Below are 25,300 nucleotides of genomic sequence, written 5' to 3' on the forward strand. Positions count from 1 at the left end.
AGATGTAAGCTAAGCTATGCGTTTGGTGGCGATGGCGGAGGGGTTCCACACGTACCCATCCCGAACACGACCGTTAAGCCCTCTAGCGCCGATGGTACTTGGACCGCAGGGTCCTGGGAGAGTAGGACGCCGCCAAGCAATCAAAAGACACGATCGTAATTAAGCGATCGTGTCTTTTTCTGTTATTATGATCATGGGAATGAATATAACTCCTGTAGGCTGTTTTATATATCTTCGTCTTAGAGATAAAACTCATTTTATACATAAAATACTGGCCTTCCCATCATCCAAGCTGTGATACAATAGGTGGGGTCTATATAGAAACGGAAACACGCATGAGTACGAGGAGGAACTGAATTACGATGAAATCAGCCCCGTTTATTGCCGTGGAGGGTCCGATTGGTGCGGGGAAAACAACGTTAGCAACGATGCTTTCTCAGGAATTGAACCTTCCGCTGGTCAAGGAAATTGTAGAAGAGAATCCTTTTTTGGCTTCCTTCTATCAAGATATAGATGAGTGGAGCTTCCAGCTTGAAATGTTTTTTCTGTGTAACCGGTTTAAGCAACTGGAAGACACAGGCGTGCACTATATTAAGAAGAATACACCCGTCATTTCAGACTATCATATCTATAAAAATATGATTTTTGCTGAACGTACCTTAAAGGGAACGAAACGGGACAAATACCGTCAAATCTATCATCTCTTAACGGATGATCTGCCGAAACCCAATCTGGTGCTCTATATTGAGGCTGAACTCGATACATTGATGAACCGGATCAACAAACGTGGACGGTCTTTTGAGCAGGATATGGACCCGGCTTATATGGAGCAGTTAATTGCAGATTATAAAACAGGTATGGCTTACCTGGCCAGCAGCCCAAATCCGCCGATAATTATCAAGGTGAATGCGGAACAACTCGATTTTGTAGAACATCCCGAACATTTCAAACAGATTGTTAATCAGGTAAAGGAGTATATCACATGAATAACTATGGCATTCCGGCGAATGCATTAATTACGGTAGCAGGTACCGTTGGGGTGGGCAAATCCACTCTGACAGCCGCACTGGCTGAGCGTTTGAGCTTCAAGACTTCACTCGAGCAAGTCGACCACAATCCATATCTGGAGAAGTTCTATCATGACTTTGAACGTTGGAGCTTCCATTTGCAGATTTATTTCCTGGCAGAGCGTTTCAAGGAACAGAAGAAAATCTTTGAATTGGGCGGTGGATTTGTACAGGATCGTTCTATCTATGAGGATACAGGTATCTTTGCGCAAATGCATGCGGATCAGGGCACAATGTCTGCTACGGATTTCGAGACGTACAGCAGTTTGTTTGAAGCTATGGTGATGACACCGTATTTCCCTCATCCGGACGTACTGATTTACCTGGAAGGCAGCTTGCCATCCATTCTGAATCGAATTACGGAACGCGGACGGGAGATGGAGATTCAGACCGACCGTTCCTACTGGGAGCATATGCATGAGCGCTATTCGGTATGGATTAATCAATTTACGGCTTGTCCAGTGCTGCGTTTGAACATTGATGAGTATGATGTGAATGACCCAGCATCGGTGGATGCCATTTTGGCGCAGATTGCTGCTGTCATTAATCCTGCCAAGGGAGCTTGATTTATATAAAATACCTTTTGACATGAGATAATTAGATCTATATAGTATTCCCCTCTACGCCAGCGAAAGCTACTAGAGGGGATTTTTTTCGTTATTTGGTAAGAGGAGAATTCTCAAAAGATGTTTTTGACTTATGCTTTGTTAAGTAATACAGGAACCAGACGGCATGTCTCTGTTCATCCGTTGCTGCACGTCGAAACGATTCCTTAATGTAAGGGTCATTTGCTTGATCTGCGACTTGTGAGTAAAACTCAACCGTGTTTTGCTCATCACTAAAAGCATAATCTATTCCCGCGAAATAATCTGATGGACAATCCGAAGAGATTTGGACCGTAGGTTGCGTACCTGTTAACGAAACATAAATGGCGGTGAATTTTTGAAGATGCTCTAATTCATCAAGACGTATCTCCAGAATACGAGCTTTTTCCACTTCTGAGGGTGCTAATTCTGCCAGTTTGGCGTAACAGGCAATTGCTGAGGATTCTCCATTAATAGCTTTGGAAATTTGCGCTAACAGCAAGTTGTCATTTCTGTAATAGGGAACATAGTACATGGGGAGTACTCCTTCCAAAACACGTTTTAACCAGAATATGCGGTTATTAGGCGGATGTGCCTATTTCTTAAAGAGTGAGGGGACGAAACAAAAGCAGAGAGAATTTTGTTGAATAAAAGGAGTAATTGTGGTTTCATAGGAAAGGTGAATTCTGGAAAAGAAGCATAAGCATGACTCAGGAGGGAAAGACAACGTGGAAGAGAAACAAGGGATCAAGATTGGCATGCCAATCGTTGGTGGATTATTGGCAGCAATTGTAGGAGGAATTGTTTGGGCAGTAATCGCTGCCATGACGGAAAGGGAGCTAGGGCTCATTGCTATCGTCATTGGGGCGCTCACAGGCTACGCGGTTGTATTGTTCTCGAACAAACGGATCGCGACGGCACATAAAGCCATTGCAGTTATCTTTGCCCTTATCGGCATTTTGCTTGGGAAGTATCTGACGGTGGTGTATTTTACTTCCGAGTTGTTCAGCGATGCAAGCATGTTGGATCTGGTGTTCGATGGTGAGATGGTTAGTGCATTTGTGGATACCTTTACGGATTATTTCAGCGAGCCGGTTGACCTGTTATTCATCGTACTGGCGATTGTATCGGCATGGCAGATTCCAGGACGGATGGCGAAGACCAGTCTGGCCTCGGATGCTTCTTCGTCTGATCACGCTCCTAGAGCTTAACCAATGGCTAGCAGGAAGCAAGACTTGTGTAATACAGGGACTGCCTTCATTAAAAAAGTACTCAGAGTGAATAACTGTAATGGCTTATTCACATTGCGGCTGAGATACTACAAGAGGGACGTGACGTCTTAGGGCGTACGTCCCTTTTTTGTGTAAACTGAGTAATGTTGAATCCCTCGGCTGTCCAGCACATTCCATGAACACGGATAAGATGTGGCAGAACGGGGTTCTATATAATACGAGCATATTGCCTATATCGAGAGAGCAGGTTTTCATTTGCAATAGAAAGATCGAAATGGAACTACTTGTCTACAACTTACACCTGATTGCGAGGGGTATCGGATAATATGGATAATGCTATAGGTGGAATCCATGTAGGCCTAGATTAACTGTTTCGATCAGCAAACACAGCCATGGCATCCCTCATAAATACAGCCAAGCCTTCGCCGAATTGATCAATATTACTTGTAAAACGTTCGTCATCTACGTACATTTGGCCCAACCCTCTGAAGGCTTCAGGAGAATAATTGCCCATGTTGTTCAGATAGCTGTACCATTCCGAGATTCCGGCTTGAGCTTCGGCAGAGTTTGGATCCGTGTGACGAATTGCTGCAAGACGAGTGTAGATTGAATTCATTTGATCGGATAGATCTTTTTGCTCCCCAGTAGACTGTTTGTGTAACTTTTGATTAGCCTGATCCACCGCTTGATCTCCCCAACGTTCCCTCGCTTCCTGTTCATACGGATTATGACTGAAGTTAAACCCTTCAAATTGTTCTTTGGCTGTCATCTTAATTTCTCCTCTCACGTGTTGAACCGATTTATCAATGGTGGCGATCATTTGGTCCAACCGCTGGCGTTTCTCCAGCAAAATACGGCGATGCATATTTAGAGCTTCTTCTCGATCGAACGATGGATTGTTTATAATCTCCTTGATATCTTTCAGAGAGAAATCGAGTTCTTTAAAAAATATAATCTGCTGCAGCATTTCAAGATTGGCATCTGAATACAGTCGATATCCGGCAGAAGTCACTTCGTCCGGTGTTAACAGTCCGATCTCATCATAATGATGCAGTGTGCGCACACTGATCCCGACAAGTTCGGCCACTTCTTTTACTTTCATGGCCATGATGGAAAACCTCCTTACACCACCGATTGTACAGCGTCACGTTACGTGAGAGTCAACTATTAAAAATGAAAAAATAAGATGCAGGCACAGAGGCTGCATCTTGAGAATGATTGAATGTGTTGCACCATCTATCTGGTGCAGCACACGGCTGGCGGTGCAGGGAGCGCATGGCTACGCCTGCATCCCGCGCACCGCCGCAGCGAACTGCGCAGCCGCTGCGCGCACATCGGCCGCACCCGCTATGGCGGAGATGACGGCTACGCCGTCGGCTCCTGCCGCCATCACGGCGGCCGTGGTATCGGGCGTAATGCCGCCGATACCCACCACCGGAACTGCGATGCCTGCGGCGCGCAGTTCGGCAACCCCGGCGGGGCCCAGCACAGCGTGGGCATCCGCTTTGGAACGCGTCGGGTACATTGGCCCGACGCCAAGATAGTTGGCGCCCGCCTGCACCGCACGGCGGGCTTCCAGCACGGAGTGGGCGGATACGCCAAGCATCCGCCCTTCTCCGATGCGGGCGCGTACCAGCACCGCGTCCGCATCGTCCTGGCCGACATGTATGCCGTCGGCCTCCACCGCCACAGCCAGCTCCACATCATCGTTCACGATGAACGGTATTCCGTGCTGGCTGCACATCTCGCGAAGCCGCCTCGCAAGCGTGATGCGTGCTTCGCCAACCAGAGCGCCAGTTCCTTTTTCCCGGAACTGGAACAGCGTAATGCCGCCAGCGATGGCTTGGCGCAGCACCTCTACAGGGTCACGCGTCGTATTCACGCTGCCCATGACCAAATACACCTGCAGCGCATGCCGTATTGCTTCTGCATCCAGAGGGCGCATTACTGTTCACCCCGCAGTCTGCGCTGATACGCAAAATGATTCGTCGGCCCATGTCCGTCCCCAATCCCCAGCTCATCTTCGATGGCTGCCTGAATGAATGCTCGCGCGGTGGTGACGGCAGCCAGTACAGTTGAGCCCTTCGCCAATTCGGCAGTAATGGCCGCAGAATACGTACATCCCGTTCCATGAGTATGCCTTGTCACTACCCGAACGTTCTCCAAATAGTGAAAAGATTGCCCATCATAAAGCACATCGACAATCATGCCACTTCCCTCATCATGACCACCTTTCACCAAAGCATACGTGGAGCCCATCTGCACGATTCGTCTTGCGGCTTCTTCGCGCTGACTCAAATTCAAAATGGACATTCCAGTAAGAAGCTCGGCTTCCGGAATGTTCGGTGTCGTGATCAGTGCATGAGGCAGCAGCTCTGTAATTAACGCTTGAACGGCCTCCTGTTGCAGCAGAGGGGCGCCGCCTTTGGCAACCATAACCGGATCGATGACCAAATTGGACCATCCATATTGCTGCCATTTCTCGGCAACCAGTTTAATTATTTCAGCACTATAGAGCATGCCCGTCTTCACGGCTGTAGGCTGAAAATCATCACCAGTCGAATCCAACTGTTGAGCAATACCTTCATATGAAATAGGGAAGACGCCCTGCACACCTGTTGTATTTTGGGCAGCGATAGCTGTAATTATAGTCATGCCGTACACACCAAGCTCCTGAAAGGTCTTCAGATCAGCTTGAATTCCGGCGCCGCCACCATTATCGGAACCAGCAATCGTCAAAGCCTGCGCAATACTCATTACGCACCTCCATCAAACTGGCGAACCTGTGCTCGCTCTGCGAGAACGTCAGGTGTCACTTGGGCCAGTTGATTCAGCAATTCGATCTGGAAGCTGCCCGGTCCAAGGTCAGCGGTGCGTTCCGCCGCAATCTCTGCTGCAACGCCATAGAAAGCGAGTGCCTCCACAACACTGTTCAGCAAGTCTTCTCCCGGTTTCGCAATGGCTGCAAAAGCACCAATTACCGAGCTGAGCAAGCAGCCTGCACCAGTCACTTGGGTAAGCAAGGCATGTCCATTACTCGTCAGAAACGTCGTTTGTCCATCCGTAATGACATCCTCGCGTCCGGTAATGACGACCACACAGCCGAGTTTTAGTGCTGCCCGTTTCGCTATTCCGATTCGATCTCCTTCGCCTTGACCTGCATCCACACCTTTGATGCTCCAACGCTCACCGATGACATTGGCGACTTCTGCCACATTGCCCCGCAACACCGTGAGGCGAAGCTCACGAACGAGCATCTGAACGATTTCCGTACGATAGGCGGTTGCGCCAGCTCCAACCGGATCGAGCACAACAGGTACGTTATTTGAATTAGCTGATCGACCAGCCAAACGGATCGCCTCAACCACCTTTTCGTCCAGTGTGCCAATGTTCAGTACAACTGCTCCCGACATCTTGGCAACATCAGCAACTTCTTCATGCGCATAAGCCATAAAGGGAGATGCACCTAGTGCGAGCAAACCGTTGGCCGTAAACGGAGCGACGACAATATTCGTAATGTTATGAACAAGCGGATTTTGCGTACGAACACGTTCCAGATAAGACATATAAGTTCCTCCTTATAAATAAGTAATTTGATCAATAAAAGCAGGGAAGGTTGCCATTATAATCAGTTGTTAGTTCTGCAACGTTGCTGGTTTCCAATTAATGACGGGTGTTAAACGTTATTCCCGGATAGCTGCAAAGTCCATATAGAAAATTCCTAATAGAAGGCCCTCATCCTCGTTAAAGATTCTATTCGTCCAAATGTAATCCCGAAACTACTCTTGTGGGCGACATCTTCCTTACTCACCCTGCAAGTTGATAAAAGCATCCTCAGCCTTTACGGAATCCGGAATCAGTTCACTTTGAACCAACCATGCACGTACATTTTCCCAAGAAGAGGCGTCCTGCCTGCCAAACGGCTGACCTTCTTCATTCATCAGTGGCAGTAAAATATTCAGACTTTTGGTTTCGATCTCCGGGTCAAGAGGAGACGTTTCGTTCTCATGTGCGAGCAGAATGTTCAGCGCGTCCTCGGGGTGCTCTGTTACATATTTCTGTCCTTCCTGTATCGCTTTGATGAAGCGGGTAAGCTGATCCTTTTTCGCTTCAATGCCCGCATCACTTGCAGTGAGGACCAGTTCATAATAATCAGGTACGCCGTAATCGACGGGATTGATCGATTTCATGGCATGACCTTCCTTTTCCAGAATCAATTGTTCATGGTTAATAAAACCACCCATAATGGCATCTGCCTGTCCGGAGGCCAGGGAAGGAATCAGGTCAAATCCTACATCGACCAGATTCATCTTGTCGGCATTACCGCCATCTTGGCTGATCATGGTACGCACCATCGCTTCATACAGAGGGATTGAGGAATAGCCAACCGTCAGCGTTTCAAGATCTTTTGGCGATTTCACTTTACCGTTGAGTTCGGTCAACAGATGCACGAGCGGATGACGAACGACCGCAGCAATTGAACGTACAGGAATGTTCTCCCCACGCGCGAGCAAAATTTGCGGCTGGTAGCTTAGTGCCAAATCGATCTTCCCGGCGGCAACAAGTTTGAGGGCATCATTCGTATCAGCAGGCATCTGGATTTCCACGTCCAGACCTTGATCCGCGAAGTAACCTTTTTCCTGAGCAACATAGATGAAGGAATGTACTGCATTTGGGTACCAATCGAGCATGATGGACAGCTTCTCTTTGGGTTCCGATGGCGTTTCTATCGCAGATGAGTCTGTATCGTTTGCATTGGAAGTTGAGCCTGTGGAGGGCGTATTGATGCCCGTTTTACCGCATCCGCTGATGATCAGCAACAGAGACATGAGCAGAATGGGGAGCAGGGAATAGATATGCTTTTTATTCATAACGTAGAGTTCCTCGTTTCTTTTGTTTTTTGTTTTGAAATCCGAAAGTTATCCAGCTTTTCTTCTACCTGCATGACGTGGTGTACCAAATCTTCTCTCCATCCATGCAATGAGTACAAACAGGGCGATACCAAGCAGGGATAATAGCATAATGGCGGCGAACATCGCATCCGTGTTCATATTGCTCGACATTCTGCGGCTGAAGTAGCCAAGCCCCTTGCTTCCACCGAGCCATTCACCGATCGTTGCACCGACCACACAATACACCACAGACATTTTCAGTCCCGAAAAGAAGGAGGGAAGGGCAAGTGGAATCTGGAGTTTGCGAAAAATATCCCACTTGGTGGCCCCCATCGTCAGCAGCAGTTCACGCTGCTCCGGATCACCCTGGCGCAGGCCATCGTAGGTGCTCACCACAATTGGGAAAAATGCGATCAGGAACACCACCGCCACTTTACTCCACAGCGTGTAGCCAAACCACAGGATGAAGACGGGGGACAGGGCAATCAGCGGGATCGTCTGACTGATCACGATGAAGGGATATAACGCTTTTTCAATCGACCGATTCATATGCATACCCGTTGCAAATGCAATTCCGGCACCAATGGACAAGCCAAAACCAACGACAACCTCCATCAAGGTGGCGGGCAGATGTGTAGCCAGCAGAAGGTGGTGATGTTCATACAGCGAACGGACAATCGCCGTCGGGGCTGGAATGATGAAGGAAGGCACCCATCCCATACACACAATCCACTCCCAGAGAGCAAGCAGCAAGATCATGAGCAAAAGAAACAGACCATAACGGGCAAGCCAACCTCTTACGCTATGCTTCATGCTATCTCTCAAGTTACCGTCTCGCATGCAATTGTTCCTCCAGTAGTCGTCTCATCTGAACGAGAGCCGGTTCGTAGATCATGTCCGAATGCCTTGGACGTGGCAAAGGTACCGTCAGATCCTGCAGCTGTTGGTCTTGGCCCACCGGAGTTAACAGGATAATCCGATCACTGAGCAGCAGGGCTTCTTCAATGTCATGTGTGATGAACAACACGGTTTTGCCCAGGCCCCCCCAGAGCTCCAGCAGCCACCGATGCATCTCACGTTTGGTCAGGGCATCGAGTGCGCCGAATGGTTCATCCAGGAGCATGAGTTGGCCACCTGTCAGCAAAGTACGAAGCAGCGCGACACGCTGGCGCATGCCACCTGACAGCTCGTCCGGGTAAGCATGCGCGTGACCGGATAAGCCAAATCGGTCGAGACCGGCCAGAATGTCCGCTCGAATCCTTACCTTATCCTGCCGACCTGGAGCAAGTTCAGCGGGGAGCATGCAATTCTCCATGACGGTTCTCCAGGATAATAGGAGGTCCTTTTGTGGCATGTAGGCCACCTGCCCCAGTCGCTTTCCTTCTTGAACCCAAGGAATGTCAATGGTTCCGTGTGTTGGCTCAAGCAAGCCTGCCAGCAGCTTGAAGAGGGTACTTTTACCGGAGCCGCTGGAACCGATGAGCGAAACGAATTCTCCTTTGGCTACACGCATCGACACATTGGAGAGCACGGGGGAATCCCTTTTTCCCGGGAAAGCGTAGCTCATGTTGTGAAGGGTTATATCGTTATCCATCTCGTTCCGTCCCCCCTTGTTATTCAAAATTCAACCTCAAACCGCGGGATCTTTAATTACACCTTCTGATCTGCCCGCAGAACGCGAAAAAGACCCACCCATTTCCGGAGAAATGAGTGGGTCTGTAAGTCAATTCACATTAAATTTCATCATCAACATGAAAAAATCCGCTTACTGAGAGGCCGCTCCACTTCCCTCCGCTGGTATGATCCAGATCAGGTTCAAAGGGTCCGAATCGTTCGATTCGTCTCAGCCGCAAGGCTCCCCTAGTGCAATGTTCAAGATATGCAGTTGTGTGTTCAGCATATATCACATGCAAGTGGAATGTAAAGAGGGCGGCTTAAAAGAAGTGTGCGTAATGTGAGTTAGGAAAGTAACCTAGGATTCTAATCGTTGGAATGTAACAGTGAATCAAGCTCACCGATCAGCCGGGCAATCTGCTCAGGTGTGCCAATCGTAATCCGAAGCCAGGTAGGCATACCGAATTCGGCACCGCCGCGAACAGAGATGCCTCTGTTCAACAATTCTTGGGTAATCGGGCCACTATCCTGCAACAGATCCACCATAATGAAATTTGTTTCGGAAGGGATGTAGGGTAAGTTCCAATGATCAAAGGACTGCATTAACGTTTCCCGTCCCTGACGATTGTAGTGCAGGCAATGAGAAACAAATTCATGATCATCCAGGCTGGCCGAAGCAGCGGCTTGGGATGTGGCTGTTAGACTGATGGGCAGCTTGACCCGGTTAATGCCTTCAATAATACTTTCATTCCCGATGCCATATCCAATACGCAGGCCGGCCAGTCCATATATTTTGGAGAAGGTCCGCAAAATAATCAGATTATTGTACTGCTCCAGCAGCTTAACCGTATCAGGATAATCTTCACTTTCCGCGAATTCATAATACGCTTCGTCCAGGACAACCACGACATGGGAGGGAACATGTTCGAGTAAACCAAGCAGGGCATCTGCCGTGAAAATGGTTCCGGTTGGATTATTCGGATTGCACAGCCAGATGATTCGGGTAGAAGCATTAATCCGGTGCCGGAATTGCTCCAGGTCCAGCGAATGGTTGACCAAAGGCACTTCATGAATAACCCCGCCTGCCAGCAGCGTAGCGCCCTTATACCAGTTAAAGGAGGGCACCGGAATGAGTGATTCCTCGCCGGGATTAAGATAGGCTTGGGCGGTAAGGGTTAGGAGCTCGAATGATCCACTGCCAAATACCAGTTGGGAGGTACGCACACCTAGACGTTCCGCAAGTTTGTCACGGAGCAGTTGGCTGGAACCGTCGGGGTATTGAGCCAAAAGATCGGAACCCAGCGATCTGACCGCTTCTGCTGCCAGGGGAGAAGAACCAAACGGATTTTCGTTCGCTGCAAGTCGATCTACACTTTCCAGTCCCAACTCCCTCCGGATCTGTTCCATGGATTTGGCAGGCGTATAAGCCGGAATTCGATTTAACAAGTCTTTAACAGGTGGAGAGGGAACGGATGAAAGGGATTGCATAATCATGCCTTCTTTCCAGTGGAATTAGATCGAGAATGATATCTGTTTCTGGGCAATCTGCTGTGGTGTCTCTTGTGGAGGAGTCAACAATCGATTCAGAATCAGGTTTTCAAAATGAGCAAACCCGCTGTCCCGAACGCGAGGCCGCTCCAGCGTAATTCGGGTATCCATCGTTATATGACCATCCTCGATTAAAAGCACCCTGTCTGCCAGCGCAACCGCCTCGCTGACATCATGCGTGACCAGAATGACGGTCAGATCTTCTTCAGCCCACAAGCGTTCGATTAACTGCTGCATCTCAATTCGGGTTAATGCATCGAGTGCACCCAGCGGTTCATCCAGCAGCAGTAAGCGCGGATGACTTGCGAGTGCTCGTGCCAAGGCGACACGTTGTTTTTGTCCGCCAGATAATACCCCCGGCCAATCACCTTCACGCTCTTCAAGTCCTACATTGCGAAGCGACTGGCGTGCATCTTCCTTGTTCTTGTCGGGGATGCCCAATCGTACATTGTCGAGCACGGATTTCCAAGGCAGCAGCCGGGCTTCCTGAAACAGAAATCGTGTCTCGGGTGCTGTACTGCCAAGCTTTCTGTTACTCAGCATAATGCTCCCGGAAGAGGGAGGTTCCAGCCCGGCGATCAGACGCAGCAAAGTACTTTTGCCGCAGCCGCTTCGTCCAACGATGGCTACAAATTCCCCTTGTCTTACGTTGACGTTAATGTCGGATAGAATCGTCCGCTGATCATACGATTTCTGAACCCCATCTACTTGAAGAAAAGGACTGATCTGACTTGTGCTCATGGATTAATTCACGCTCCTTTGGCTTTACTTGCGGGATAGAGCCGGGTTCCAGCGCAGCCAGCGCCGTTCCAGCCATTTGGCGATGGTATCGGACAGCTTGCCCAGCAAGGCATACAGCAGAATGCTTAAGACGATTACGTCCATCTGCATGAATTCCCGCGCGTTCATTGCCATATATCCAATCCCCGCATCCGCCGCAACCGTCTCGGCTACGATGAGGGTCAGCCACATAATGCCAAGTGCATAACGAACACCCACCAGAATGGAAGGCAGTGCACCAGGCAGGATAATGTCTTTATAAAGGGACCAACGACTGAGGCCATATACTTTGCCCATTTCAATCAGACCGGGATCGACCGATCGTATGCCGTGGAACGTATTCAGATATACCGGAAAGAATACACCCAGGGAAACGAGGAATAATTTGGCTTCTTCACCGATCCCGAACCACACAATAACGAGGGGGATCAAGGACAGATGCGGAATGTTACGGATCATCTGTACCGAGGAGTCGGCGATCTTTTCCGCAAGGGAGGAGATGCCGTTCAGCACTCCCAGCAGAAAACCCAGACCCCCACCAATGAGGAATCCTCCCAAAGCCCGTCTGGCGCTAATACTGATATTGTTCAGTAGTTCACCGTTACCAAGCAGACGAATGAAGGCCCCCAGTACTTGAGCGGGACGGGGCAAAATATTGGCTGCAACAACTCCGGATGCAGTCAGCCATTGCCACAGAGCCAGAATGAGTAGTGGTACAACAAAAGGAATGAACTGGTTAAACCATGCCCGGTTAAAGGTTTTGGACCGCACGTTATGCCTACCTCCTTGCTTCCTTCGTTATTGACTACCTGGAGCTGGAAGTTGATCTTGAAGTGCATCACTCCAGAATGTGCTCACATCGACTGCCTGCCCAAAAATTCCCGCTTGCTGAAACGTATCTGCTACGTCCTGTTCGGACTTGATGGCCTCATCAGAAATGGCAACAATACGTGATGGGCGTTGTGCTTCTCCATCCGTGTAGGTTTTAAGGGCTTGTTCCACCGGCTGGTGGGTGTTGTCTGCTGTAATTTGAGCCCATGCATCCTTATTGGCACGAGCCCAATCATTGAATTTGTTGATTCGCTCCAGATAATCGGCAAGGGCCTCTTTCTGTTCCGCATTGGCAATAGCCTGATCGGAGGCGGCTACAAGGAAGCTGCCTGACAGGATATCTTTGGCGCTGGCGAGCGTTGTTGCTTCATTCTGATGTGCGGAGATGATGGCATTGCCGTAACTGGCAAGGGCATCCACTTTCCCGCTAATCAGGGCGCTGAGTCCATCGGCTGTTGAAAGTTCGACCGGACTGATGTCACTCCAGGTTAATCCGGCTTCCTCCAGCATTTTGAGCAGGAAATAGTGGGCCGTTGTATTTTTTACGAAAGCAACTTTCTTGCCTTTCAGGTCAGCAACCGATTTGATCGAAGAATCTTTGGGAACAACGACCTCCTGATTTAAGGTGCTGCCTTGTTGTACCGCTATAATTTTGAAGCTTCCACCATTGGCAGCCTGAGATGCAAAAATGGGCGGAATTTCACTGGTCACACCAAAGTCCAATTGATTTGCAGCCATCGCTTCGAGGATCAGGTTACCTCCCTGAAATACGTTATAAGTGACTTTATAGGGGGTGTCATCGAGTCCGGCGGCTTTTAGCCCCAATTCGAGATTGCCCCATCCGGTCTGACCAACCCGAATAGTAACGTCTTTATTCGAAGCAGCTGATGCTACTGTCGGTGTTGTGCCTGTACCGGTGGCCTGATTATCAGTTCCGGGAGAGCAGCCGGAAATCAGCAACAACAGAAGCGCACTCAGAAAGGCAGTTAAGGGAAGAGTGTACTGGCGGTTTGGACGGATCATAGGGAGGAAACCTCCTTGGTGTATGTACTGCTTTCACTAGACTGACTGGATTCTATGAATGTTTGGCCGATGCGGTCTGCCTGAAGAATGGCTTCGGTTACCTGCGCCGTGCTAACTCCGAAGGAGAGATGTGCCGCACTGCCTTCCCGCAGCTGTAGTCCTGCTGCAATGCGCGCAGCAGCTTCCTGAGGCTGTTGTTGTATCCCAAGTTGGGCAAGAGTGATGGGCAGATTCAGCTTATGTAACAGAGTGGTCAACTCATGAAGCTCATCCCCTGCTTTGCCTTCAAGAATCCACTGGGTGAAGAGTCCAAAGGCTACCTTTTCTCCATGTAGCGAAGCGTGTGTTTCGGGTAATTTGGTGAGGCTATCATGCAGCCCGTGAGCAATCGCAGCATGAAGTGATCCATCGCTAATGCTGCCTACAAGTCCTGCGAGCACAATGATGGCATCGGCAACATCACGGAATTGAGGTGTACTACCGGTTGTATCGGTGGATTCATAGACATCGATGGCGTGCGCTTCAAGAATATCGAGTGCAAGCTTGGCAGTGCTGACACTGTTTCGGAGAGTGAGGCTGGTGGCGTTGCCACTTAGATTAACGGCGAACTCATGCCATTTTACGAGTGTGTCACCGATCCCAGCGGCCAAATACCGCCTTGGTGCACTCGCCAGAATATGAGGATCAGCCAGAACGAGATTGGGCGAACGGCGCATGGGACGATATCCTGCAGCTTGGCCCTGTTCATCATAGAGCACGGTTAAGGCGGACCAGGCAGCGCAGGTTGCGGCAATCGTAGGGACCGTTACAATGGGCAATTGGGCTTGCTCGGCCACCGCTTTGGACAGATCGAGAACTTTACCACCACCGACGCCGATAATCAGATCAACATCCAGATCGAAAGCTTGCTGCGTAAAAGTATCAATCTGGCCTGTTGTAACTTCACCATGAAACAACTGCACATGGAACTTGATCTTATGCTCTTCCAGTGAAGGAAGAAGGTAAGGCTTTACGGCTTTTAATGCAGCCTCACCGGCGATGATGAGAACATGCTGCCCAAGCTGTGCAATCCGCGAACCACTTTGCTCAAGAATGTTAGCCTCGTGTACATATACTGCGGGTGCCTTAACAGTAATCATGAATACACTCCCCTTATAACTTATTATTCTTACGTTTTAACTTGGTTTTAAATTGTTTAGATTCTAGCATTGCGTTTCAGCAACCACAATAACCCGGACAATCAATACATCCTATACTTCGATTGAAAGAATCTATAAGTAATAATAGAACGGGGGAACGAGGGGCAATCGACTCTTTACTTTGCTTATGTTACGGAGGCAGGTTTATTTAAGATGTAAGATACGGTACAATGTCTAATAATTTCTATAGGTTGCTTTCGGGATATGACCAATGGAGAGGGGAGTGCTTATGAAAACTATTGGCCTTATTGGCGGAATGAGTTGGGAGTCATCGTTAGAATATTATCGAATTATTAACGAAGAAGTAAAAACTAAATTGGGAGGATTGCATTCAGCCAAGTGCATTTTATATAGCGTGGATTTCGAAGAAATCGAGCGCTATCAAGCTGAAGGAGAATGGGAAAGCGCTGGGAAATTATTAGGCAATGCTGCTCAGTCTTTGGAAAAGGCAGGAGCTGAAATGATTGTAATTTGTACAAATACGATGCATAAAGTAATTAATCATATTGAAGAAAAAGTTAGCTTACCCGTTGTGCACATTGCTGATTCAACAGCCAATCAGATTCTAAAGTCCAAAATAAGTACAGTTGGTTTACTTGGCACTAAATATACGATGGAACAGGACTTCTATAAAAAACGAATTGAGTTTAATGGTATTAAGGTTTTGGTGCCGAATGAAGAGGATCGAACAGGCATAAATAAAGTAATATATGAGGAATTGTGTTTAGGGAAAATTCAACAAGAATCAAGGGATTATTATAAAGAGGTTATTAAGAGATTAGTTGATCATGGAGCCGAGGGGATAATATTAGGTTGCACCGAAATTGGTTTATTAGTAAAACCGGAGGATTCAGAAGTGCCCTTATTTGATACAACACGAATACATGCCATTGAATCTGTTAATCTGGCATTAGCCAAATAAAATGGACCTAACGGGATAAACCGGTTCTCGGATTTACCTTGGCACCTGAACCCGATATAATAGTGGTGGCACATATGGGCCGGATCACAAATGAGGGTGGGACTGTTCTCCCTCTAAGCAGAATGGGGACCCCGAGTTGAAAACGTTCAAGAAAGTATATATTGAGATCACAAGTATATGTAATCTGGCATGCAGCTTCTGTCCGCAGACCAAACGTGCCAAAAATTTCATTGACCCTGAAGTCTTCAACAATATATTGGATCAGATCAAACCCCATACTAAACATATTTATTTACATGTCAAAGGTGAGCCGCTGCTTCATCCCAAAATTGATCTGTTACTGGATTCAGCGCATGAAAAGGGATTCAAGGTTAACATTACGACAAACGGTACGCTGCTGCCCAAAACCCAGCACAAACTGCTCGGCAAACCGGCACTGCGTCAGATGAACTTCTCCCTGCACAGCTTTGATGGTCACGAAGGTTCTACAGACCGTGAGGGTTATCTGGGCAATGTGTTGTCTTTTGTCCGGGAAGCAGTGAAGCACAATGTCATTATTTCATTCCGACTCTGGAATTTGACACAGGATAACTTCACGAATGCGCAGATGAACCGAAACCGGGAGACGCTGGAGGTTCTTGAACGTGAGTTCAATCTGGATTTCCGTATTGAGGAGAAGGTGGTGCCAGGGAGCGGTGTCAAAATTGCCCCGAATGTGTATCTGAATCAGGACCATGAATTCCAGTGGCCGAGTCTGGATGCACCCGAAGATGATGGCAAAGGCTTCTGTCATGCGCTTCGCAGTCAGGCTGCCGTGCTTGTCGATGGAACTGTAGTTCCATGCTGCCTCGATGGTGAGGGTGTAATTAACTTGGGCAACGTTCATGAAAAATCGTTCTCGGAGATTGTGGATGGTGAACGAGCCAACAATCTGTTCTATGGTTTCTCCAAACGGGAAGCAGTGGAGGAATTATGTCGGAAGTGTGGATATCGTCAGCGGTTTGGCGCTTAAAGCGTAATTTAATAAATAAAATGAGATGCAAAATAATAGAGATCACGTTGTCTGGAAACAGATGAAGTGGTCTTTCGTTTTTTTTATAGGCCCATACAGGAACATATAGCCCTAAATTACAAGTTGTAAAAGAAGCATACCCGAAGTTGAGATCGGCACATTACACAATGGAGTACGATACAAAAAATGCCGAAATCACAGACATAATGCTGTCATTTTGATATCTAAGCTAATGATTATTATCGTAACACTCCTTTTTTGGTAGGATCAGGGTAGGTTCCGAGCCAGGGGTGCACCTCTGATCGGTTCCTTGAGGACAAGCTTATGCTTGTACGCCAATTCATCTGAATAAGGGAGGATTTAAGTGATGAAAAAAATGTTGACGTTGTTGCTGTCCGCCGGTCTGGTTGCTTCATTGTTCGGTGCAATTCCAGCTTTTGCTGCACCTACTGTTGTGAACTCAACGATTATTGTAGCCAAGGGAGAAACTTTTGATGGCAAAGGCCAAACGTATGTAGCCAACCCTTCCACCCTGGGAGATGGATCTCAAGCTGAAGATCAGAAGCCGGTATTTCGGTTGGAGGCAGGCGCCACACTCAAAAATGTAATTATCGGTTCACCTGCAGCTGACGGTGTTCATTGTTACGGTAACTGTTCTATTTCGAATGTGGTATGGCAAGACGTGGGCGAGGATGCACTGACGCTGAAGTCTTCCGGAACCGTAAACATCACTGGTGGAGCAGCTTACAAGGCCTATGATAAAGTATTTCAAATGAATGCAGCCGGAACGATTAACATTAAAAATTTCCGTGCAGACGATATTGGCAAGCTGGTACGCCAGAATGGCGGAACAACCTTCGCCGTGAACATGACGCTCGACAACTCGGACATTTCCAATGTCAAAGATTCCATTATGCGTACGGATAGCAGTACATCGCAAGGCAAAATTACAAATACCCGTTATTCCAAAGTACCGACCTTGTTTAAAGGCTTTGCATCGGGCAAAACAAGTCAATCCGGGAATACACAATATTAAAACGGAGCTTACCGGTTCGCAAGAATTTTCCTCTAAATAATATGATGCATAAACAATTAAAGGGGTTGTCCCATCAGTCATGAATATGACGGAGGACAGCCCTTGTTTGCGTTATTTTGGTTTAATGAACCTGACACACGTTATTCACTCACATTTGCACCTTTCTGAGATGTAACGAATCACAGAGACGTTATTTCTTGAAGCAGAAGCATATTTGTACAAGGAAGAACATATAGTTAATCACTCTTTCTTCTAGGTTAAACTGATTTTTCCTTATCGGGATTGTCACAAATACCCATGTGTTGTACAGTAGAAGCAATGAAATAAGTGAACCGGGAGCTCAATGAAGTTGGGCTGAGAGAGCGGCCTTGTGCCGCTGACCGTATATCTGATCTGGGTAATGCCAGCGTAGAGAACATGATTTGCGATGTGCAATATTTAAGCGATAAGGGATAAATAATAAATGTCAGCGTTTCTTGAGTGCAGCGGAATTTTTCTGATGTAACGGGGATGGTGTCGTTTGTTTTCTACTTTCTCTATATCTGCCTAATGCGCAGCATCGTGAGAATTGTAAACTGTGCGTATGGCCTGCCTGGGAACCGGGGAGGCTTTTTTGTTTGTTTTATTATTTATTTTAAATCAAGGGAAACAGAGGAAGGAAGTAGAGAACATGTCAACAGCAGTAGGCAGCAACAGATTGAAGTTAACCGATATTTTGGTAACGATTGTGATTGCGGTGGTCTTCGGGGTGATCTATAAAATATGGGGACCTACATATGATCTGATGAAGCCATTCGGCGTTCATGCGGAGCAGATGATTTACGGCATGTGGTTCATGGCGGGCACCTTTGCCTTTGTAATCATTCGGAAGCCAGGTGTAGCCATTCTGGCAGAAGTTGCGGCATCCACGGTGAGTGCTTTTCTCGGAAGTGAGTGGGGCATGTCCACACTGGTATATGGGCTGCTGCAAGGGCTGGGTGCAGAGATTTTCTTCGCCGCATTTCTGTATCGGAAAAGCAATCTGCTCGTCACTTGCCTTGCGGCTATTGGTGCAGCGGCGGCTTCGCTTGTACTGGATTATCAGTACGGGTACATTGATTCCCTCTCGGCTTGGAACTATACACTGTTTATCGGGTTCCGCTTCATTGGCAGTATTCTGATTGCAGGTGTATTCGCCTATTATCTCGCCAAAGCGCTGGAGCTTACAGGTGTAACACGATCCCTTAGACCGGTGTCGAAGCAGGATTATGAGGCGCTGGACTAGATGAATGAAGTGGAGAATGTGCAAGCGGTAGGTGTTACGAATCTAAGATGCAAGTTCCCGGGAGAGAAGGCCTTGGTGTTCCAAGGCTTGTCTCTCTCTGTGCGTCACGGGGAGAAAGTATTGTTGCTTGGACCAAGTGGCTCTGGCAAATCAACCTTGCTGCAAATTCTGAGCGGTCTGATTCCGCGATCTGTGGAGATTCCGATGAAATGTGATGATATTCAGGTTCCTGAGCAGCCCGGCATTGTTTTTCAAGATCCGGATACCCAGTTCTGTATGTCGTATACGGATGAAGAGATTGCTTTTGTACTGGAAAACCGGAATATTCCACGCGAGCAGATGTCTGCTCTTATTCATCGATACCTGGAACAGGTTGGGTTATGCTTTGAGCATAATCGCACACTCATTCAATCCATGTCACAGGGTATGAAGCAGCGTCTTGCGATGGCCTCGATTCTGGCCATGGAGCCAGACGTACTCTTTTTGGATGAACCAACGGCACTGCTGGATGACGAAGGAACCTCTCAGGTGTGGGATACGGTGAAACAGATTGCACAGGACAAAACACTCATTATCGTGGAACATAAAATTAATGAAATCGTCGAGTGGGTGGATCGAATCATCGTATTGTCGCCTGAAGGAAAGATTGTGGCAGATGGTCCGGCGAATCAGGTGTTTACAGATGAGCGGAATATGCTCAGGGAATACGGAATCTGGTATCCAGGGGTTTGGGAAGAACGAGGGCAGACGAAAGCACAGACGTTGGTCACAGGAGAGTTTATTCGTTATGGGGCAACAGAAACTGAAAGTATAGATTATAAGGAGAGGGAAACCTCTGCGCTGCCCCAACCAGCACTGGAAATGCAGCAATTCACCGGATGGCGCGGGAAAACGCCATTCATTCAGGTGGAGCAGGCCAAGGTATGGCACGGAGATTGGGTGGGGATTGTCGGGGCTAACGGGGCAGGTAAAAGTTCATTATTGCTGTCCATGATGAATATTCTAAAAACGACAGGTCATTATGGTGTGGAAGGACAATCGGCCGGAAAAACCGAGCAACTTGCAGATCGTATTGCCTTTGTGTTCCAGAATCCTGAATTCCAATTCGTGACGAATACGGTCCGGGATGAAGTGGGATTTTCCTTGCTGAGCGGCAAGTTAACTGCCGCAGAAAGAGGTATTCGAACCGATCAAATGCTGGAGCAATTCGGACTGACTGAGCTGTCGGGGAGACATCCATATCAATTGTCGATGGGACAGAAACGACGGCTGAGTGTAGCATCAGCTCTGGTACGGGAACAGCGTATTTTGTTACTGGATGAACCTACCTTTGGACAGGATGCGCGGAATACCTTTGCCATGTTATCACAGCTGGAGCGGCTGCGGCGTGAAGGGACAGCCATCGTGATGGTTACGCATGATCATGAAATCGTAAAACGTTATTGCAACCGAATCTGGAAGGTGGATGAGGGGAGGTTAACGGATGCAGCTCTCGTTTCCTCATCGTGAGACCTGGCTTCACGCGGTGAATCCGGGGTTGAAAATGATTTTCCTGACATTGCTGTTTGTCTTCGTCATCCTTGTTCACAACCTGAATGTAATGGCTAATGTGGCAGTTGTCATGCTTTTACTGCTGGGCTGGACGGGTCACCCATGGCCCAGATTATTGCTGTATGCGTCTCCGTTCATTTTGGTATTTATATCAACTTCCACAGGGATGATCATGTTTGGTAAAGGCGAGACCACCTGGTTTCAGTGGGGATTGATTCATATTACCGAAGAGAGCTTCTATCGCGGGTTGCACCTGGGATTTCGTTCCCTAAGTATGGCGGCAGCTGGATTGTTGTTCGGCTTGACGACCAAGCCTGTGCGTCTCTTTTATTCCCTCATGCAGCAGTGGAGGCTCCCACCCAAGTATGCTTATAGCTTTCTGGCGGCGATGCGCATGATTCCGATTTTGCTGGATGAATTCCAGACGTTGCGGTATGCCATCCGTATTCGGGGAACGAGGCAGCGCGGCTCCCGTTGGAATGTGTACGGCATATTGAAACGATATGCTATTCCACTACTTGCACAGAGTATTCGCCGTGCGCAGCGTATGGCGGTGGCGATGGAAGCAAAAGGATTCAAGGAAGGTGGGAGCCGGACCTATTACGTCCAGATCGGGTATTCCCGAGCGGATGTATGGTTTGTGGGATATTTTATCATCATGTTAACCGCTGCTTATATATTGGGAACCACATTTCCTTATAATTCAACCCTATTGGATGTAAGGTGAGACCTGTAATTATTTGCACCTTGTAAATATATTTGGGAGTAACAGTAACTTTTCCTTGTTCAAAACGTCTTTAATGGAAATAACTTCAAATAGATGAGGTGAACGAGTGTGAAGACAGGGTCGAAGTGGCAAAAGACGGGGTACCTATGGATCACTGTAAGCGGAATATCGGCCGTGCTGTTTACAGGATTCATGCTGCTGGATACGAATACGGAAATACAGGCAGGACAGGGCTCCGGTTCGACAACTCAATCCTTATCTGCGCAAACGAAAACGACCTATAAACCGGGTGATACATTGAATTTGGAGGCAGGTATACCCCTACACACCCAAGTTATAGGTAACAAAATGCCCGTTGATTTGATGGGAATACAGTACTACACTTCCAGCAACGAGAAAATCAAAGTACAAGCCGTTCGCGGCGAATGGATCCAATTCCAGGATTACAACAGAGGTGAACTCTGGATTCCCGCCTGGTATGCATCCAAGGAAAGCCGAAGCCTGAAGACTGTAACTCCCCAGACGTTCAGTCTTCGTCCCGGAAGTAAGCTGTATCTGGCTCCTGGAAGTACGACAAGTTGGACTCCAAGTCCAACGCTGACAGACCAGGCTTTGATTGTTGCAGCGACGAAGGATTGGTATGGCGTTTCTATTGCCCCGCGCGTCTGGAATAAGGAATCATTCACCTATCGTCCTGCATTGCTGTGGGTTAAAGCACAGGCTGTAGAGCAGCAAGCCATTGTAGCGGATGGTTGGTTTCAACAGGATGCATCGCAGTCCGCTTTGGCTGTACGTCATTTGACGGATATCACGTTGAACAAAAAAACAACCTCCAAACAAGTCAAACAATGGCTCGGCGAACCGGATTGGAAAGAGAATTCGGCCAATTTGAATGACACCGGTTATACGATGAGTATTGGACAGACTTGGCGATATGAGCGAGCAGACGCGCAATTTTTGGTGACATTCAATAAGAACGGCAAACTTGCTAGAACACGCTGGAATATACCGCAAGATGATCGGAACCATGTGGTGACGGATTGGAGCTTCAGTCGTTCGGATGAATATGAATTCACAACCAAAATCACAGGCAAGTCATTGCCGATAACGCTACCTTGGAAACCAATATGGACAAATCAAGGCGATATCAACTATACCTTTTTGAAAGCAGCGACAGATGATGTGCTCCTGATGAAAGGGGATGACGGTGGATTTAGTGGTTTTCATTATGAGAGTTCAATGTATGCTCTTGACCGACATTCCGGTAAGAAATTATGGGAGATCAATGCGGGGTATGGGAGACAGCAGGTAGAAGTAGATGCAGGACGCCAATACGTTACAATGTATACAGATTATGACCCTGACAAGAAAGAATACGTAGATCGTATACGCCACCTCCAATTGAAGAGCGGTGATGTCGTATGGGAGTATGCTCCCAAGCAAAAATTCAGATTGAACGGCATCACTGCCGCAAAGAATGTAGTTGTTGTGAGTAGTCCAGTTGTCGAAGGCTCAAGTAATAGCTGGTTAACGGTGTTGGACAGTGCAAATGGAAAAACATTATGGACAAGAAAACTTAGTACAGGATATCAACTGTTAAACAAAGGTTCAGATGACCCTTATGTGATGTATTGGGAGAAAAACCAACTGGTCGCAGCGGACCCTCTGTCTGGCCGAACCGTATGGAGCATTAAGGTTGGTAAACCGACTGTGGATCATCCTGAGAACAATTCATACTTTGATGGAATATACCGTCTTGATCCCTTTGCGTCAACTCAGCCAGAACGCTGGATGTTGTTGAGAGATCAGTGGGCGTTGCTTGATCTGAACACTGGCAAGAAGCTTGCACAATTCCCTGCTCGGAATGGACAGCAATTTGAGGTGCTGAGCGACGGCAAGCTGCTAATTCGTGAAAACAAGAAAGGGGATATATACGGCGATTACGCAGATTTCACAACAACTCTGTACGATGCCAAGAGCGGCACAAAACGTTGGACGCAAAAGGGCAAGATCGAACGAGGATTTGTGGAGGACGATCAATTATATGTAGTCAAAAACGGTTATCCGGCAGCCCTTGCATATGGTACAGGAGAGACACGTTGGAATACACAAAACACGATTTCGTCACTTCGATACCCTACCAATCAGGGGAGTTACGTGGTGATTGAAGATCAGCTTTTGCTGCCGATGGGAGAGGATCTACTGGTTATGGATAAAAATAACGGTACCTTGATTGGCCGTGTGCATGATGTTGTGATGGCCACACCGGAGCACCGGGATCGGGATGCGAAGAATGGAACCATGAATCGATTTGGAAATGAAGTCTATATTGGGTCGTCCAACGGACGGTTTAGTATATATGATGCAAATGATTTGCACACAGATATCTCACGTTAAAGCTTGTTTCATGTGGGATGATGATTTATTATAAATAAACAGGATTGCTCGCGCTCCGGTTATCGGCTGTGCGGGCTTTCTTCATGTGTTCTTGAAGGACCATGTACGATTAATCGCAGGAGGAATCTCCCATGATTTCATTATACGGGGTAAGCAAGCGTTATAACGAGCGTGGGTCCCGTGAAGATCAGGGATTCGAAGCGTTAAGCTCGGTTTCCCTGGAAGTAGGCCAGGGAGAGATCCACGGCATTATCGGCTCTAGTGGTGCAGGGAAATCCACACTTCTGCGCATGCTCAATGGATTGGAGAAGCCGGATGACGGCGAAGTCATTGTGAATGGGCAGCATCTGACCAGGATGAGTGAGAATAGTCTGCGTCAGGCACGGAGGTCCATTGGCATGATTTTTCAGCACTTCAATCTGGTCAGCAATCGGACCGTAAGTGGCAATGTCTGCATGCCTCTGGAACTCGCTGGCGTATCCCGTACCGAGCGGGTTGCACGGGGACTTGAAGTGTTGAGATTTGTCGGACTTGAAGATAAGGCCAACCAGTATCCTGCACAGTTAAGTGGAGGGCAAAAGCAACGTGTTGCCATTGCCAGAGCACTAGCCAGCCGCCCGGATGTGCTGCTCTGTGATGAACCAACATCTTCGCTTGATCCGCAGACCACGAGTGGAATTCTGGATGTGTTGCGTCATGTCAATGAAACGCTGGGGGTAACTATTGTACTCGTTACACATGAGATGGAGGTTGCCCGAAAGCTCTGCAACCGGATATCGGTGATGAAAGAAGGAAGGATCATCAAAACGCTGTCGGAAGCGGAAGTACGTAGCATACCGGCACCGAAGCCTGATCTTCTAACATCCTTGTTGATGGGCGAAGATGTATCCATGAGTGGACGAAATACCTCTCTTCATGGTGGCCAGGAGGAGCAAAACGATGATACCTGAGTCCGTTGTGAAGTATCAGCATGAAATTTGGCAGGCCATCGGAGAGACGTTTGTCATGGTGGGGATCTCCATCACGGCAGCCGTGTTAATCGGGTTGCCTCTGGGTACACTGCTGTATCTGTTCAGAAAAGGGCAACGTTATCAGAATCGACCTCTGTTCACGATTCTGGGAAGTCTCGTCAACATCATTCGTTCCTTCCCGTTTCTGCTGCTAGTGGTATTTATGATTCCGTTCACACGTCTGCTCGTTGGAACATCCATCGGGACGCTCGCGGCAACCGTGCCGCTCTCGGTCATCGCCATTGCTTATTACGCCAGACTGGTAGAACAGGCATTGCTTGATGTCCCGAAAGGGGTGGTTGAAGCTGCTTCTTCTATGGGTGCATCGACCATACAGCTTGTGGTGAAATTCCTGTATGTGGAGGCTCGCTCAAGTCTTGTACTCGGCTTAACTACGGCAACCATTAGCTTTATCTCTTACTCTACGGTCATGGGTATTGTCGGTGGTGGCGGTGTTGGTGATTTTGCGATTCGTTACGGTTATCAGCGATTCGAGACGGAGATTATGGTATTTACGATTATCATTATGATTATCCTGGTACAGATGATCCAATTTACTGGCAGCAGACTGTCCCGCTGGCTCGATCGCAGATCCTGAAGAAGGACAAGCA

25 protein-coding genes, 1 rRNA gene and 1 riboswitch are annotated in these 25,300 nt (G+C 48.0%); of the genes, 13 read left to right on the plus strand and 13 right to left on the minus strand.

Annotated features, from left to right (window positions below; all coding sequences use genetic code 11):
• Positions 1-21: 21 nt before the first annotated feature.
• The 3 genes from rrf (at position 22) to HP548_RS27725 (ending at position 1,633) form a co-directional block, all read left to right on the plus strand.
• Positions 22-138 (plus strand): 5S ribosomal RNA (rrf, locus tag HP548_RS27715).
• A 224-nt stretch (positions 139-362) separates the two neighbouring features.
• Positions 363-986 (plus strand): deoxynucleoside kinase, encoded by a 624-nt coding sequence (locus HP548_RS27720; RefSeq protein ID WP_076290440.1) that lies wholly within the window; start codon positions 363-365, stop codon positions 984-986.
• On the plus strand, positions 983-1,633 hold the full coding sequence (locus HP548_RS27725; protein ID WP_076290439.1) for a deoxynucleoside kinase: 651 nt from the start codon (positions 983-985) through the stop codon (positions 1,631-1,633). Before HP548_RS27720 ends, HP548_RS27725 begins: the two co-directional genes overlap by 4 nt.
• 91 nt (positions 1,634-1,724) lie before the next feature.
• Here HP548_RS27725 and HP548_RS27730 read toward each other — a convergent pair whose 3' ends face one another.
• Positions 1,725-2,186 (minus strand): ferritin-like domain-containing protein, encoded by a 462-nt coding sequence (locus HP548_RS27730; RefSeq protein ID WP_175383443.1) that lies wholly within the window; start codon positions 2,184-2,186, stop codon positions 1,725-1,727.
• Between the two features lie 193 nt (positions 2,187-2,379).
• Between HP548_RS27730 and HP548_RS27735 the strand changes: the two genes are divergently transcribed.
• Positions 2,380-2,862, plus strand: a complete 483-nt coding sequence (locus HP548_RS27735; RefSeq protein ID WP_343054945.1) for a hypothetical protein — start codon at positions 2,380-2,382, stop codon at positions 2,860-2,862.
• Positions 2,863-3,247: 385 nt separating this feature from the next.
• Here the strand turns inward: HP548_RS27735 and HP548_RS27740 are convergent, their stop codons facing one another.
• The 12 genes from HP548_RS27740 to HP548_RS27795 form a co-directional block, all read right to left on the minus strand.
• On the minus strand, positions 3,248-3,991 hold the full coding sequence (locus HP548_RS27740; RefSeq protein ID WP_175383444.1) for a MerR family transcriptional regulator: 744 nt from the start codon (positions 3,989-3,991) through the stop codon (positions 3,248-3,250).
• A gap of 171 nt (positions 3,992-4,162) precedes the next feature.
• Positions 4,163-4,828, minus strand: coding sequence for a thiamine phosphate synthase (gene thiE / locus HP548_RS27745; RefSeq protein ID WP_175383445.1), 666 nt, complete (start codon positions 4,826-4,828; stop codon positions 4,163-4,165).
• Positions 4,828-5,640 carry a bifunctional hydroxymethylpyrimidine kinase/phosphomethylpyrimidine kinase gene (gene thiD, locus HP548_RS27750; RefSeq protein WP_076290435.1) on the minus strand — a complete coding sequence of 271 codons (813 nt, stop codon included), beginning with the start codon at positions 5,638-5,640 and terminating at the stop codon, positions 4,828-4,830. Before thiD ends, thiE begins: the two co-directional genes overlap by 1 nt.
• Positions 5,640-6,449, minus strand: a complete 810-nt coding sequence (gene thiM / locus HP548_RS27755) for a hydroxyethylthiazole kinase (RefSeq protein ID WP_175383446.1) — start codon at positions 6,447-6,449, stop codon at positions 5,640-5,642. Before thiM ends, thiD begins: the two co-directional genes overlap by 1 nt.
• Before the next feature lie 237 nt (positions 6,450-6,686).
• Entirely contained in the window at positions 6,687-7,754 is a 1,068-nt protein-coding gene (locus HP548_RS27760; RefSeq protein WP_076290471.1) for an ABC transporter substrate-binding protein, read from the minus strand.
• Between the two features lie 48 nt (positions 7,755-7,802).
• Positions 7,803-8,615 (minus strand): ABC transporter permease, encoded by an 813-nt coding sequence (locus tag HP548_RS27765; RefSeq protein ID WP_409347681.1) that lies wholly within the window; start codon positions 8,613-8,615, stop codon positions 7,803-7,805.
• Complete coding sequence (locus tag HP548_RS27770) at positions 8,602-9,369, minus strand: ABC transporter ATP-binding protein (RefSeq protein ID WP_175383447.1); 768 nt, start codon at positions 9,367-9,369, stop codon at positions 8,602-8,604. The genes HP548_RS27765 and HP548_RS27770 overlap by 14 nt, the downstream gene beginning before the upstream one ends.
• 175 nt (positions 9,370-9,544) lie before the next feature.
• A riboswitch (TPP riboswitch) is annotated at positions 9,545-9,647 on the minus strand.
• Between the two features lie 108 nt (positions 9,648-9,755).
• Positions 9,756-10,877, minus strand: a complete 1,122-nt coding sequence (gene hisC, locus HP548_RS27775; RefSeq protein WP_099855369.1) for a histidinol-phosphate transaminase — start codon at positions 10,875-10,877, stop codon at positions 9,756-9,758.
• A gap of 24 nt (positions 10,878-10,901) precedes the next feature.
• A complete protein-coding gene (locus tag HP548_RS27780) occupies positions 10,902-11,678 on the minus strand; it encodes an ATP-binding cassette domain-containing protein (RefSeq protein ID WP_076290431.1) in 777 nt (258 codons plus the stop codon).
• Positions 11,679-11,702: 24 nt separating this feature from the next.
• Positions 11,703-12,488, minus strand: a complete 786-nt coding sequence (locus HP548_RS27785; RefSeq protein WP_175383448.1) for an ABC transporter permease subunit — start codon at positions 12,486-12,488, stop codon at positions 11,703-11,705.
• A gap of 27 nt (positions 12,489-12,515) precedes the next feature.
• Positions 12,516-13,571 (minus strand): ABC transporter substrate-binding protein, encoded by a 1,056-nt coding sequence (locus HP548_RS27790; protein WP_076290429.1) that lies wholly within the window; start codon positions 13,569-13,571, stop codon positions 12,516-12,518.
• The gene (locus HP548_RS27795; RefSeq protein ID WP_175383449.1) at positions 13,568-14,710 is read right to left on the minus strand and encodes an iron-containing alcohol dehydrogenase family protein; all 1,143 of its coding nucleotides are present in this window, start codon (positions 14,708-14,710) and stop codon (positions 13,568-13,570) included. Before HP548_RS27795 ends, HP548_RS27790 begins: the two co-directional genes overlap by 4 nt.
• Before the next feature lie 289 nt (positions 14,711-14,999).
• Here HP548_RS27795 and HP548_RS27800 point away from each other — a divergent pair, with 289 nt between their 5' ends.
• The 9 genes from HP548_RS27800 to HP548_RS27840 all read left to right on the plus strand — a co-directional run bounded on the left by HP548_RS27800 (position 15,000) and on the right by HP548_RS27840 (position 25,287).
• Positions 15,000-15,692 (plus strand): aspartate/glutamate racemase family protein, encoded by a 693-nt coding sequence (locus HP548_RS27800; protein WP_076290427.1) that lies wholly within the window; start codon positions 15,000-15,002, stop codon positions 15,690-15,692.
• A gap of 136 nt (positions 15,693-15,828) precedes the next feature.
• Positions 15,829-16,704: a radical SAM/SPASM domain-containing protein gene (locus HP548_RS27805; protein ID WP_064640556.1), complete on the plus strand. Its 876-nt coding sequence runs from the start codon at positions 15,829-15,831 to the stop codon at positions 16,702-16,704.
• 367 nt (positions 16,705-17,071) lie between these two features.
• Positions 17,072-17,740 (plus strand): pectate lyase, encoded by a 669-nt coding sequence (locus HP548_RS27810; RefSeq protein WP_076290425.1) that lies wholly within the window; start codon positions 17,072-17,074, stop codon positions 17,738-17,740.
• Between the two features lie 670 nt (positions 17,741-18,410).
• A complete protein-coding gene (locus HP548_RS27815) occupies positions 18,411-19,004 on the plus strand; it encodes an ECF transporter S component (protein ID WP_076290424.1) in 594 nt (197 codons plus the stop codon).
• Positions 19,005-20,513, plus strand: a complete 1,509-nt coding sequence (locus tag HP548_RS27820; protein ID WP_175383450.1) for an ABC transporter ATP-binding protein — start codon at positions 19,005-19,007, stop codon at positions 20,511-20,513.
• A complete protein-coding gene (locus HP548_RS27825) occupies positions 20,488-21,282 on the plus strand; it encodes an energy-coupling factor transporter transmembrane component T family protein (RefSeq protein ID WP_175383451.1) in 795 nt (264 codons plus the stop codon). Before HP548_RS27820 ends, HP548_RS27825 begins: the two co-directional genes overlap by 26 nt.
• A gap of 108 nt (positions 21,283-21,390) precedes the next feature.
• The gene (locus tag HP548_RS33980) at positions 21,391-23,679 is read left to right on the plus strand and encodes an outer membrane protein assembly factor BamB family protein (RefSeq protein ID WP_175383452.1); all 2,289 of its coding nucleotides are present in this window, start codon (positions 21,391-21,393) and stop codon (positions 23,677-23,679) included.
• A 131-nt stretch (positions 23,680-23,810) separates the two neighbouring features.
• Positions 23,811-24,629, plus strand: a complete 819-nt coding sequence (locus HP548_RS27835) for a methionine ABC transporter ATP-binding protein (RefSeq protein WP_175383453.1) — start codon at positions 23,811-23,813, stop codon at positions 24,627-24,629.
• Positions 24,619-25,287 (plus strand): methionine ABC transporter permease, encoded by a 669-nt coding sequence (locus tag HP548_RS27840; protein WP_083678999.1) that lies wholly within the window; start codon positions 24,619-24,621, stop codon positions 25,285-25,287. Before HP548_RS27835 ends, HP548_RS27840 begins: the two co-directional genes overlap by 11 nt.
• Positions 25,288-25,300: the final 13 nt, after the last annotated feature.

It is taken from the genome of Paenibacillus taichungensis (genome assembly GCF_013359905.1).
Lineage (GTDB): Bacteria > Bacillota > Bacilli > Paenibacillales > Paenibacillaceae > Paenibacillus > Paenibacillus taichungensis.